Origin of the sequence: Klebsiella sp. 141251 (genome assembly GCF_050600725.1) — a bacterium.
In the GTDB taxonomy this organism is placed as follows: Bacteria; Pseudomonadota; Gammaproteobacteria; order Enterobacterales; family Enterobacteriaceae; genus Klebsiella; species Klebsiella aerogenes.
Genome location: NZ_JAQIRG010000018.1, coordinates 15,155 through 26,199 on the forward strand (window position 1 = coordinate 15,155; position 11,045 = coordinate 26,199).

An 11,045-nucleotide genomic window follows, 5' to 3' on the forward strand; every position below is an offset into this window, starting at 1 on the left:
GTCATGCGCCATCGTAAGAGTGGTCGTCAACTGAACCGCAACAGCAGCCATCGCCAGGCTATGTTCCGTAACATGGCAGGTTCGCTGGTTCGTCATGAGATCATCAAGACGACCCTGCCGAAAGCGAAAGAACTGCGTCGCGTAGTTGAGCCGCTGATTACTCTTGCCAAGACTGATAGCGTTGCTAATCGTCGTCTGGCATTCGCCCGCACTCGTGATAACGAGATCGTGGCAAAACTGTTTAACGAGCTGGGCCCGCGTTTCGCGAGCCGCGCCGGTGGTTACACTCGCATTCTGAAGTGTGGCTTCCGTGCAGGCGACAACGCGCCGATGGCATACATCGAGCTGGTTGATCGTGCTGAGCTGAAAGCAGAAGCTGCTGCAGAGTAATCTGTAGTAACGTAAAAAAACCCGCCCCGGCGGGTTTTTTTATATCTACCTCCACCCCACTTCATTACACTATCTGTACTCTTTTTGTTCATCCCTGGGAGCCGTATAATGTGGTTACTGGACCAGTGGGCAGAACGCCACATCCTCGACGCACAATCTAAAGGCGAGTTTGATAATCTGACGGGCAGCGGCGAACCGCTGGCGCTGGATGATGATTCACATGTGCCGCCGGAACTACGCGCCGGTTACCGCTTATTAAAAAATGCCGGCTGTTTACCACCTGAACTCGAGTTACGTAGAGATGCCATGGCGTTGAGCGACCTACTCAAGACCGTTGAGCATGACGACCCGCGGTATGCCGAGTTAAACCGTCGCTTGACTCTGTTTGAGCTGAAATTACGTCAGGCAGGGATGAATACCGATTTTCTACGCGGTGATTATGCCGATAGACTGTGGCACAAAATTAACGAGGAGTAGCTATGTATCGTATTGGCGAACTGGCCAAACTGGCTGATGTCACCCCGGATACCATCCGCTATTATGAAAAGCAGCAAATGATGGATCACGACATCCGCACTGAAGGCGGTTTTCGCCTCTATTCGGATAACGATCTGCAGCGACTGCGTTTTATCCGTTATGCCCGACAATTAGGCTTCACTCTGGAGTCGATCCGCGAATTATTATCGATCCGTATCGATCCCGAACATCATACCTGCCAGGAGTCTAAAGGGATCGTCCAGGCCAGGCTAAGTGAAGTCGAAGCACGTATTAAAGAACTGGAAACGATGCGGCGTTCTTTACAGCGGCTGAATGATGCCTGCTGCGGCACGGCGCACAGTAGCGTTTACTGCTCAATTCTTGAAGCTTTAGAGCAAGGCGCCAGCGGTAGCCATGCCGGGCGTTGATTTTTTCCGCGCGCGGATTTACACTCGCGCCGAATTCATACATTCACTGGAGTTACTATGAGTCGCTATCAGCATACCAAAGGGCAAATTAAAGATAATGCGATTGAGGCATTACTGCATGACCCATTATTCAGACAGCGCGTTGAGAAAAATAAGAAAGGGAAAGGAAGCTATCAACGTAAAGAAAAACATGCAGGACGTAATGACCGGGAGGCCAGTGGCAAGCAAGCGAATCGCTTTTTTACCACTGGCCTTCTGCTTTCTGTGTGCTGATTAAGAACGGTTATTTTGTTCTTTTAACAGATCGCGGATTTCACTCAGAAGAACTTCTTCTTTGCTCGGCGCCGGAGCGGCAGGCGCTTCTTCTTTCTTACGGTTCAGTTTATTCATCAGTTTGATTGCCATGAAAATCGCGAAGGCGACGATGATGAAATCGAAGACGTTCTGAATAAACACGCCATAATGCATGACAACGGCCGGGACATCTCCCTGCGCATCGCGTAGCGTAACGGCGAACTGTTTAAAGTCGATCCCGCCAATAAGCAAACCCAGTGGAGGCATAATAATATCGGCCACTAAAGACGATACAATTTTACCGAATGCTGCACCAATGATGACACCCACTGCCAAATCGACAACATTCCCGCGCATTGCGAATTCGCGGAATTCTTTTAACATACCCATTTTACTCTCCTTGAGCCAGCTGACATTGATAAGTTTATCAAATGTATTTCCATTTTCCATTGCTGTTGAATAATTGCCGGAAAATATTATCCATTGATAAATAAGGGATAATAAAAAGGCGTCTGAGCGACGCCCATTGTAATTACAGGAAGAACGGGCTCGGCTGGAATAGTCTCTCAACGTCGGAGATAAATTTCTTGTCGGTCAGGAACATAATTACGTGGTCGCCTTGCTCAATACGTAAATTATTATTGGCGATCATTACGTCATTACCGCGCACTACCGCGCCAATAATCGTTCCCGGCGGCAGCTTAATTTCATCAATTGAACGGCCAACTACCCGAGAGGTGCTTTCATCGCCATGCGCGACGGCCTCAATCGCTTCGGCAACGCCGCGGCGTAGCGACGAAACACCGACAATATCAGCTTTACGTACGTGGCTCAGCAGTGCAGAAATAGTGGCTTGCTGCGGCGATATAGCAATATCAATCACGCTTCCCTGAACCAGATCGACATAAGCGCGACGCTGGATCAGCACCATGACCTTCTTCGCGCCCATCCGCTTGGCCAGCATTGCCGACATGATATTGGCTTCGTCATCATTGGTGACGGCAATAAAGAGATCGACTTGATCGATATGCTCTTCCGCCAGTAACTCTTGATCCGACGCATCGCCATAAAAGACGATCGTATTCTGCAGCTTTTCGGCAAGCTCAGCGGCACGCTGTTGATCGCGCTCGATCAACTTCACGCTGTAGTCTTTCTCCAGGCGGTGCGCGAGACCCGCGCCGATGTTGCCGCCGCCGACCAGCATAATGCGCTTGTAGGGTTTCTCCAGACGTTGGAGTTCGCTCATTACCGCGCGAATATGTTGCGATGCGGCGATAAAGAAAACTTCGTCGCCAGCTTCAACGATGGTTGATCCCTGTGGGCGAATTGGTCGGTCGTGGCGGAAAATTGCCGCAACGCGCGTGTCGATGTGCGGCATATGTTCACGCATCGTTGATAGTGCATTACCGACCAGTGGTCCACCGTAATAAGCCTTCACAACGGCCAGGCTCACTTTTCCTTCAGCGAAGTTCACTACCTGAAGCGCGCCCGGATATTCAATCAGACGGTAGATGTTATCGATGACTAATTGCTCCGGAGCAATCAGATGGTCAATTGGTACCGCTTCTGAATGAAAAAGTTTATCGGCATCGCGAACGTAATCCGGTGAACGAATTCGGGCGATACGATTCGGCGTATTAAACAGCGAATAGGCGACCTGACAGGCCACCATGTTGGTCTCATCTGAGCTGGTCACGGCGACCAGCATATCGGCATCATCGGCGCCAGCTTCACGCAGCACGCGCGGATGAGAACCGTGGCCCTGAACGACGCGGAGATCGAACTTATCCTGCAGACCGCGCAAACGGTCGCCATTGGTATCGACCAGGGTAATATCGTTGTTTTCGCCGACGAGATTTTCCGCCAGCGTGCCGCCTACCTGTCCGGCGCCAAGAATAATAATCTTCATCAGCAGTGACCCATTAATTCCGCTTTTTGATTAGCTTAGCGTAAAAGAAGCCATCGCCTTCTTCCGCCCCTGGCAGATTTTGCTGACCCGGGTTTTCCGGCGTCCCTGTCTCATGGAGTTCGGCATCACTGGTACGGGCCAGGAAGGCGGCGATCTGTTGGCTATTCTCTTCCGGCAAAATAGAGCATGTCGCATAGACCAGCGTACCGCCCGGTTTCAGATGAGCCCAGGTGGCATCGAGAATTTCTGCCTGTAATTGCGCCAGCTCGGCGATATCGCGATCCCGGCGCAGCCATTTAATATCCGGATGGCGACGGATAACGCCGGTGGCCGAACATGGCGCATCAAGCAAAATACGGTCGAACTGCTCATCGCCGCACCACTGTTCAGGATAGCGGCCATCGCCCTGTTTCACTTCCGCTTTCATACCCAGACGTTTCAGGTTGTCATAGACACGAGACAGACGCTGCTGGTCGATGTCGACCGCCATTAGATTTGCCTGCGGCGCGACTTCCAGAATATGCGTCGTCTTGCCGCCCGGCGCCGCACAGAGATCGAGAATGCGCTCGCCGTTTTCCGGTTGCAAGTAGCGCATGCAGCCCTGAGCTGAGGCGTCCTGAACGGTGACCCAGCCTTCTTCAAATCCCGGTAACGCATGGACCGGGGCCGGGGAGGCAAGACGGACGGCATCCGGATAGTCCGGGTGAGCGAAACCCTGTAAACCCGCGTCTTCCAGCAGAGAGAGCCATTCATCTCGCGTATGATGACTGCGATTCACACGCAGCCACATTGGCGGGCGTAAATTATTAGCTGACACAATATCCTGCCATTGTTCCGGCCAGGCCTGCTGCAGACGTTTAAGCAGCCATTTAGGATGGAGATAACGGTTCTCATGCTGGGCGAATTCTGCCAGCAGCTCTTCCTGCTGGCGCTGAAACTGGCGTAATACGCCATTGATAAGCCCTTTAAGCTGCGGACGCTTAATTGCCACCGCGCCTTCCACCGTTTCCGCCAGCGCGGCGTGCGGGGGAATTCGCGTATAAAGTAGCTGATACAGGCCGACCATGATCAGGAAATGTACGGTACGCTGTTTGCCGGTCATCGGACGCGCCATTAGTTTACCAATCAGCCACTCGAGTTGGCTTAAGGTACGCAAGACGCCGAAGCACAGCTCCTGCAGCAGCGCTTTGTCTTTTTCGCTCACTTTTTGCTGAAGCGGCGGCAGAACATTGCTTAAAGACTGGCCTTTCTCTACGACCTGCTCAATAGCCTGGGCTGCCAGGCTGCGTAAATTACTATTCTTTTTCATAAGCGCAAAAATAAAAATGCCCGGCGAACCCGGGCTTTAGAAGAGAAGTGCGTCAGGCAAGGCGGTTTCCGGGGATAAACCATTCCCGGCGAGAGTTCAGTAAATCCTGGGCACTCATCGCTTTTTTCCCTGCCGGCTGCAGTGATTCCAGATTCAGAATACCGTTGCCGGTGGCAACCTGGATCCCTTGCTTGGTTGCTGCAACGATAGTGCCTGGCTCTGCGTTGGCGGATTCTGCAATAACGGATGCATGCCACACCTTCACCGGTTGCTCATCGATTTCCAGCCAGCTCATTGGCCAGGGATTAAATGCGCGGATACAGCGTTCGAGCTGTTCTGCGGAAAGCGACCAATCAATACGGGCCTCTTCCTTACTCAGCTTCTCGGCGTAACTGACTAGCGATTCGTCCTGAACTTCAGGCTCTGCGCTACCATCGGCCAGCTGCGCTAAGGTCGCCAGTAGACCCTCTGGGCCAAGGTCGGCCAGCTTATCGTACAGGCTACCGCTGGTATCTTCCGCGGTAATCGGGCAGGAGAGCTTATACAGCATGTCGCCGGTATCAAGACCGACGTCCATCTGCATGATGGTGACACCGGTTTCGGCATCGCCAGCCCATAGCGAACGCTGAATCGGCGCTGCGCCGCGCCAGCGAGGAAGCAGGGAGCCGTGAACGTTAATGCAGCCCAAACGCGGCATTTCAAGAACCGCTTTCGGCAGGATCAGTCCATAAGCCACGACGACCATAACATCGGCGTTAAGATCGGCAACCAGTTGCTGATTTTCCTGCGGACGTAGGGAGGATGGCTGGAAGACCGGTAGATTGTTGGCTTCAGCCAGCACTTTTACCGGGCTCGGCATCAATTTTTTGCCGCGACCAGCAGGGCGGTCGGGCTGAGTAAATACGCCAACCACCTGATGTTCAGACGACAACAGCGCGTCAAGGTGACGCGCTGCAAAGTCGGGGGTTCCGGCGAAAATGATACGTAGTGTTTGTGACACGTTAATCCTTGTTATCAGGCACGGGCGCGTAAACGATCCAGTTTCTCAACTTTCTGGCGAATGCGCTGCTGTTTGAGCGGCGACAGATAGTCAATGAACAGCTTACCGACCAGGTGATCCATTTCATGCTGGATACAGATAGCCAACAAGCCATCAGCTTCCAGCTCGAAAGCGTTGCCTTCACGGTCCAACGCGCGGATTTTTACGGTTTCGGCACGTGGAACCAGCGCACGTTGTTCCGGAATCGACAGGCAACCTTCTTCAATGCCGGTTTCGCCGTCCTTTTCGAGTAGCTCTGGGTTGATGAGCACCAGGCGCTCTTCACGGTTTTCCGAGACATCAATAACGATAATACGCTGATGGATATCCACCTGCGTGGCGGCCAGACCAATACCTTCTTCAGCGTACATCGTGTCGAACATATCATCGACGATACGCTGAATTTCTGCATTCACTTCTTTGACCGGCTCGGCGACTTTGCGAAGGCGCTCGTCCGGAATATGTAACACTTGCAAAACTGCCATAAAGATCCAGAGTCGTATTCAGTAGTTGATAAGATTATTACCTCTATTCTAGACAAAACCCCCTCTAATTGACAGTCTCGCTAACCAATCACAAGGATTGGCTGAGCCGCTAATGGCAGGGGGAACGGATGACGCCCACGGAGATTTGGTTGCGTCTGATGCGGGTGAATAACCTGTACGGCGATAAAATGGTATTTGTTGCGCGATGGCTGGCTGGCGCAGGTCATGCGGATAATGAAACGTTGCATGAGGCCGGTTTAACTAAAGCGCAGGCAATGCAGTTTCTTGCCTTTAAGCAACAGGAGATTGACGCCTCACTGCAATGGTTAGAGCAACCAGAACATCATTTGCTTTCAGCGGATCATGCACGTTACCCGCCGCAGCTACGCGCTATCGACGATTATCCCGGCGCGCTGCTGGTGAGCGGTAATGTTGATCTCTTGTGTAGCCGACAGTTGGCGATCATTGGGAGCCGCGCGCACTCGTGGTACGGCGCGCGGTGGGGAAAGGCATTCAGTGAAGCGCTAGCGCGGTATGGCTTGACCATTACTAGCGGTCTGGCGTTGGGGATTGACGGTATTGCCCATCGCGGGGCGTTGGCGGTAAAGGGAAAAACCATCGCCGTATTAGGCAATGGTTTATCTGATATCTATCCGCACCGGCATCGGGCTTTAGCAAAGCAGATCGAGGAAAGCGGCGGCGCGCTACTTTCCGAATTTCCTCTCTCTGCGCGACCGTTACCGGGGAATTTCCCACGCCGCAACCGGATTATCAGCGGGTTAAGCGCTGGGGTTCTGGTGATAGAGGCCGCCTTGAAAAGCGGTTCCCTGGTAACTGTCCGCTGCGCGCTGGAACAGGGTAGAGATGTATTTGCCCTGCCTGGGCCAATTGGCAATCCTGGCTCTGAAGGGCCGCACTGGCTAATAAAGCAGGGAGCGGTTCCCGTTACCGCGCCGGAAGAGATCCTTGAGTATTGGCAATATGAGCTGTCAGTGCGGGAAGAGACCGCTGATTTGCTAAATAATTACGCAGATCAGCCTCCTGTAGCATTGCCATTTCCAGAGCTCCTGGCTAACGTAGGAGATGAGGTAACACCTGTTGACGTTGTCGCTGAACGTGCCGGCCAATCTGTGCCAGTAACCGTAGCCCAGCTACTTGAACTGGAGTTAGCAGGCTGGATCGCAGCTGTACCCGGCGGCTATGTCCGATTAAGGAGGGCAAGCCATGTTCGACGTACTCATGTATTTGTTTGAGACTTATATCCATAACGAAGCAGAAATGCGCGTGGATCAGGACAAACTGACGCGGGATCTGACCGATGCGGGTTTTGAGCGGGAAGACATCTATAACGCGTTAATGTGGCTCGAGAAACTGGCTGATTATCAGGAAGGTCTCGTTGAACCCATGCAGCTCGCCTCCGACCCGCTCTCTCTTCGGGTATATACCGATGAAGAGTGCCAGCGTCTGGATGCCAGCTGTCGAGGATTTTTACTCTTCCTCGAGCAGATCCAGGTGTTGAACCTCGAAACGCGAGAAATGGTGATAGAGCGCGTACTGGCGCTGGATACGGCAGAGTTTGAACTGGAAGACCTGAAATGGGTGATCCTGATGGTTCTGTTTAATATTCCGGGCTGTGAAAACGCCTATCAGCAAATGGAAGAATTACTCTTCGAAGTAAATGAAGGTATGCTGCATTAATCTTATTGCAGCAACATCGAGTTGTTATGACCAAATCAGCACTGTTTTCGGTGCGTAAAAACGAGCCCTGCCCGCAGTGCGGGGCCGAACTGGTGATTCGTTCCGGGAAACATGGCCCGTTTCTCGGCTGTTCTCACTATCCGGACTGTGACTATGTCCGTCCCCTGAAAAGTCAGGCGGATGGACATATCGTCAAGGTACTGGAGGGGCAAGAGTGCCCATCTTGCGGCGCTGTTATGGTGTTACGCCAGGGGCGCTTTGGTATGTTCATCGGCTGCAGTCGTTATCCCGAATGCGAACATACCGAGCTGATTGATAAACCTGATGAGACCGCTATCGCGTGTCCGCAATGCGGACAGGGTCATCTGGTGCAGCGTCGCTCCCGTTTCGGTAAAACCTTTCACTCCTGCGATCGCTACCCTGATTGCCAGTTCGTTATTAATTTTAAACCGGTGGCGGGCGAATGCCCTGAATGCCATTACCCGCTATTAATAGAAAAGAAAACGGCGCAGGGCGTTAAACGCTTTTGCGCCAGTAAACAATGTGGAAAGCCGATCCCGGCGGAACAAATAAGTGAATAAAAACCTGCCCTCAGAAACCGTCGCACAGGCTGTGGCGGTACTGAATAATGAACATGTTATCGCCTATCCAACCGAAGCGGTATTTGGCGTTGGTTGCGATCCGGATAGCGAAACGGCCGTGATGCGTCTTCTGGCGTTAAAACAGCGCCCTGTTGAAAAGGGACTGATTCTTATCGCCGCCAGCTTTGAACAGTTGAAACCGTATATTGATGATTCCCGATTAAGCGACGCCCAGCGTGAAGCTATCTTTTCCTGTTGGCCCGGCCCGGTGACATTCGTGTTCCCGGCGCGTCCGGATACTCCACGCTGGTTGACGGGGCGCTTTGATTCGCTGGCCGTGCGCGTTACCGATCATCCACTGGTAATTGAATTATGTGAAGCCTACGGAAAGCCGCTGGTCTCAACGAGCGCCAACTTAACCGGTCAGCCGCCGTGCCGGACTACTGCTGAAGTACGTGCCCAGTTTGGCGATAGTTTCCCGGTGGTGGATGGCGCAACGGGCGGGCGGCAAAACCCATCTGAAATCCGTGATGCCCTGACGGGTGAACAGTTCCGCCAGGGGTAATTTATGGAAACTTATGCCGTTTTTGGTAACCCTATAGCGCATAGCAAGTCGCCTTCCATTCATCAGTTGTTTGCCGAACAGTTACATATTGCGCACCCCTACGGTCGGGTACTGGCGCCATTAGATGATTTTGTGAATACCCTGGACGCTTTTTTCAACACGGGCGGTAAGGGCGCTAACGTGACCGTTCCCTTTAAAGAGGAAGCTTTTGCCCGTGCCGATGAACTCACTGAACGCGCCGCGCTGGCTGGTGCAGTCAATACGTTGAAGCGCCTGGAAGATGGCCGTCTGCTTGGCGACAATACGGATGGCATAGGGTTATTAAGCGATTTAGAGCGCCTGGGGTTTATCAAACCTGGTATGAGGATTTTATTGATTGGCGCAGGCGGCGCATCGCGTGGCGTATTGTTACCGCTGCTCTCTTTAGATTGCGCGGTCACTATTGTTAACCGTACTTTTTCCCGCGCTCATGAGCTGGCAACGCTTTTTGCTCATACCGGCAGCGTTAGCGCGTTACCGCTGGATAAACTGGAAGGCCACCAGTTTGACCTCATTATTAACGCGACGTCCAGCGGTATAAGTGGCGATATCCCGGCAATACCTTCCTCGTTAATTCATGCCGACGTTTACTGCTATGACATGTTCTATCAGAAAGGAAATACGCCATTTCTGCATTGGTGCCAGCAGTATGGCGCTAAAAAACTGGCGGATGGATTAGGTATGCTGGTGGCTCAGGCCGCACATGCCGTTCTGCTGTGGCACGGTACGCTACCGGAAATTGCTCCGGTAATTGCCGTTTTACATCAGGAACTGAATGCGTGAACCAGGCGATCCAATTTCCCGATAGAGAAGAGTGGGACGCTGAACGGCAATGCATCCTATTCCCGGCGCTGGTCAATGGTATGCAGTTAACCTGCGCTATTCGGGGTAAGACACTGCAGCAACGATTCGGTGGCGATGAGCCAGCGCAGTGGCTGGCTCTATTTAGTGAACATCGCTGGGATCTGGAAGATGAAGCGGAAGCGCTAATTCGCGATCGGCAAGAAGACCCTCAGGGTTGGGTCTGGTTTTCCTGATCCAGGTAGTCGTCTTTCCACTTCACATAGTTGTTGGCTGAATACTTCAGCCCTGCATATTCCGCCTCCGTCAGGGGGCGGATTTGTTTTACCGGATTGCCAAAGTAGAGGTATCCGCTTTCCAGACGCTTGTTTTGCGGAACCAGGCTGCCGGCGCCGATCATCACGTCATCCTCTACTACCACGCCATCCAGCAGAATTGACCCCATTCCGACAAGAATGCGATTGCCGATAGTGCAACCGTGCAGCATTACCTTATGCCCGACGGTAACATCCTCACCGATGAGCAGCGGATTACCTTCAGGGTTATAAGAAGACTTGTGGGTGACATGCAGGACGCTGCCGTCCTGAATATTCGAACGTGCGCCGATTGACACATAGTTCACGTCGCCGCGGATGGCGACCAGTGGCCAAATGCTTACATCATCGGCAATTCTGACGTCGCCTATCACAACGCTGCTGGGATCCAGCATCACCCGCAGACCGATTTGGGGAAATAATTCTTTATAAGGACGTATATTACTGGACATGACTGCCTCAACATCAGGGTAGATAACCAGACTTTGGTAGCTTTCAGGCGCTCCCGCAACCCCTTTTTCTGATAAAAATTGAGCTATTTGAGCAATAACAGCGCGAAAAGCGCGAAAAACCATCATTCAGAAAAAAAGATCGAAAAAAGGCTTGTGCAAAAAAATGGGATCCCTATAATGCGCACCCACTGACACGGCAGATGTGAATCACTTCACACAAACAGCCGGTTCGGTTGAAGAGAAAAATTCTGAAATTCAGGGTTG

At 52.4% G+C, this 11,045-nt stretch carries 16 protein-coding genes; 10 read left to right on the plus strand and 6 right to left on the minus strand.

Features of this window, described 5'->3' with window-relative positions:
• Positions 1-3 precede the first annotated feature (3 nt).
• The 4 genes from rplQ to PGR09_RS24280 all read left to right on the plus strand — a co-directional run bounded on the left by rplQ (position 4) and on the right by PGR09_RS24280 (position 1,568).
• On the plus strand, positions 4-390 hold the full coding sequence (gene rplQ, locus PGR09_RS24265) for a 50S ribosomal protein L17 (protein WP_004868344.1): 387 nt from the start codon (positions 4-6) through the stop codon (positions 388-390).
• 108 nt (positions 391-498) lie between these two features.
• A complete protein-coding gene (locus PGR09_RS24270; RefSeq protein WP_015369431.1) occupies positions 499-867 on the plus strand; it encodes a DUF1992 domain-containing protein in 369 nt (122 codons plus the stop codon).
• Between the two features lie 2 nt (positions 868-869).
• The gene (zntR, locus tag PGR09_RS24275) at positions 870-1,295 is read left to right on the plus strand and encodes a Zn(2+)-responsive transcriptional regulator (RefSeq protein ID WP_015369432.1); all 426 of its coding nucleotides are present in this window, start codon (positions 870-872) and stop codon (positions 1,293-1,295) included.
• 57 nt (positions 1,296-1,352) lie between these two features.
• The gene (locus PGR09_RS24280) at positions 1,353-1,568 is read left to right on the plus strand and encodes an alternative ribosome-rescue factor A (protein ID WP_045397936.1); all 216 of its coding nucleotides are present in this window, start codon (positions 1,353-1,355) and stop codon (positions 1,566-1,568) included.
• Here PGR09_RS24280 and mscL read toward each other — a convergent pair whose 3' ends face one another.
• From mscL to def, 5 genes are all read right to left on the minus strand, one after another.
• Positions 1,569-1,979 (minus strand): large-conductance mechanosensitive channel protein MscL, encoded by a 411-nt coding sequence (gene mscL, locus PGR09_RS24285; protein ID WP_015369434.1) that lies wholly within the window; start codon positions 1,977-1,979, stop codon positions 1,569-1,571.
• Positions 1,980-2,121: 142 nt separating this feature from the next.
• Complete coding sequence (gene trkA, locus PGR09_RS24290) at positions 2,122-3,498, minus strand: Trk system potassium transporter TrkA (RefSeq protein WP_015369435.1); 1,377 nt, start codon at positions 3,496-3,498, stop codon at positions 2,122-2,124.
• A gap of 13 nt (positions 3,499-3,511) precedes the next feature.
• Entirely contained in the window at positions 3,512-4,807 is a 1,296-nt protein-coding gene (gene rsmB / locus PGR09_RS24295; RefSeq protein ID WP_430916572.1) for a 16S rRNA (cytosine(967)-C(5))-methyltransferase RsmB, read from the minus strand.
• Between the two features lie 52 nt (positions 4,808-4,859).
• Positions 4,860-5,807, minus strand: a complete 948-nt coding sequence (fmt, locus tag PGR09_RS24300; protein ID WP_047057387.1) for a methionyl-tRNA formyltransferase — start codon at positions 5,805-5,807, stop codon at positions 4,860-4,862.
• A gap of 14 nt (positions 5,808-5,821) precedes the next feature.
• Entirely contained in the window at positions 5,822-6,331 is a 510-nt protein-coding gene (gene def / locus PGR09_RS24305; protein WP_045397945.1) for a peptide deformylase, read from the minus strand.
• Positions 6,332-6,459: 128 nt separating this feature from the next.
• On the opposite strand from def, the gene dprA reads away from it, so the two are divergent.
• Genes dprA through PGR09_RS24335 form a run of 6 tightly spaced genes read left to right on the plus strand, consistent with a single transcriptional unit; the run spans position 6,460 to position 10,251 of the window.
• Entirely contained in the window at positions 6,460-7,584 is a 1,125-nt protein-coding gene (gene dprA, locus PGR09_RS24310) for a DNA-protecting protein DprA (protein WP_430916573.1), read from the plus strand.
• Complete coding sequence (smg, locus tag PGR09_RS24315) at positions 7,556-8,029, plus strand: DUF494 family protein Smg (protein WP_015369440.1); 474 nt, start codon at positions 7,556-7,558, stop codon at positions 8,027-8,029. Before dprA ends, smg begins: the two co-directional genes overlap by 29 nt.
• Before the next feature lie 26 nt (positions 8,030-8,055).
• The gene (locus tag PGR09_RS24320) at positions 8,056-8,610 is read left to right on the plus strand and encodes a DNA topoisomerase family protein (protein WP_015369441.1); all 555 of its coding nucleotides are present in this window, start codon (positions 8,056-8,058) and stop codon (positions 8,608-8,610) included.
• Complete coding sequence (gene tsaC / locus PGR09_RS24325; protein WP_015703634.1) at positions 8,603-9,175, plus strand: L-threonylcarbamoyladenylate synthase type 1 TsaC; 573 nt, start codon at positions 8,603-8,605, stop codon at positions 9,173-9,175. The genes PGR09_RS24320 and tsaC overlap by 8 nt, the downstream gene beginning before the upstream one ends.
• Positions 9,176-9,178: 3 nt before the next feature.
• Positions 9,179-9,997 (plus strand): shikimate dehydrogenase, encoded by an 819-nt coding sequence (gene aroE / locus PGR09_RS24330; protein WP_047047081.1) that lies wholly within the window; start codon positions 9,179-9,181, stop codon positions 9,995-9,997.
• Positions 9,994-10,251 carry a DUF1488 domain-containing protein gene (locus tag PGR09_RS24335; RefSeq protein WP_045397955.1) on the plus strand — a complete coding sequence of 86 codons (258 nt, stop codon included), beginning with the start codon at positions 9,994-9,996 and terminating at the stop codon, positions 10,249-10,251. Before aroE ends, PGR09_RS24335 begins: the two co-directional genes overlap by 4 nt.
• Here the strand turns inward: PGR09_RS24335 and PGR09_RS24340 are convergent.
• Positions 10,227-10,781, minus strand: a complete 555-nt coding sequence (locus tag PGR09_RS24340; protein WP_049059244.1) for a gamma carbonic anhydrase family protein — start codon at positions 10,779-10,781, stop codon at positions 10,227-10,229. The genes PGR09_RS24335 and PGR09_RS24340 overlap by 25 nt on opposite strands.
• Between the last annotated feature and the right edge of the window lie 264 nt (positions 10,782-11,045).

Bases quoted from the DNA above. Each gene is read 5' to 3' on its own strand.
- trkA (WP_015369435.1), bottom strand. From the start codon at position 3,498: ATGAAGATTATTATTCTTGGCGCCGGACAGGTAGGCGGCACGCTGGCG.
- dprA (WP_430916573.1), top strand. From the start codon at position 6,460: ATGACGCCCACGGAGATTTGGTTGCGTCTGATGCGGGTGAATAACCTG.
- PGR09_RS24340 (WP_049059244.1), bottom strand. From the start codon at position 10,781: ATGTCCAGTAATATACGTCCTTATAAAGAATTATTTCCCCAAATCGGT.
- PGR09_RS24280 (WP_045397936.1), top strand. From the start codon at position 1,353: ATGAGTCGCTATCAGCATACCAAAGGGCAAATTAAAGATAATGCGATT.
- zntR (WP_015369432.1), top strand. From the start codon at position 870: ATGTATCGTATTGGCGAACTGGCCAAACTGGCTGATGTCACCCCGGAT.
- rsmB (WP_430916572.1), bottom strand. From the start codon at position 4,807: ATGAAAAAGAATAGTAATTTACGCAGCCTGGCAGCCCAGGCTATTGAG.
- aroE (WP_047047081.1), top strand. From the start codon at position 9,179: ATGGAAACTTATGCCGTTTTTGGTAACCCTATAGCGCATAGCAAGTCG.
- PGR09_RS24320 (WP_015369441.1), top strand. From the start codon at position 8,056: ATGACCAAATCAGCACTGTTTTCGGTGCGTAAAAACGAGCCCTGCCCG.
- def (WP_045397945.1), bottom strand. From the start codon at position 6,331: ATGGCAGTTTTGCAAGTGTTACATATTCCGGACGAGCGCCTTCGCAAA.
- mscL (WP_015369434.1), bottom strand. From the start codon at position 1,979: ATGGGTATGTTAAAAGAATTCCGCGAATTCGCAATGCGCGGGAATGTT.
- smg (WP_015369440.1), top strand. From the start codon at position 7,556: ATGTTCGACGTACTCATGTATTTGTTTGAGACTTATATCCATAACGAA.
- rplQ (WP_004868344.1), top strand. From the start codon at position 4: ATGCGCCATCGTAAGAGTGGTCGTCAACTGAACCGCAACAGCAGCCAT.
- PGR09_RS24270 (WP_015369431.1), top strand. From the start codon at position 499: ATGTGGTTACTGGACCAGTGGGCAGAACGCCACATCCTCGACGCACAA.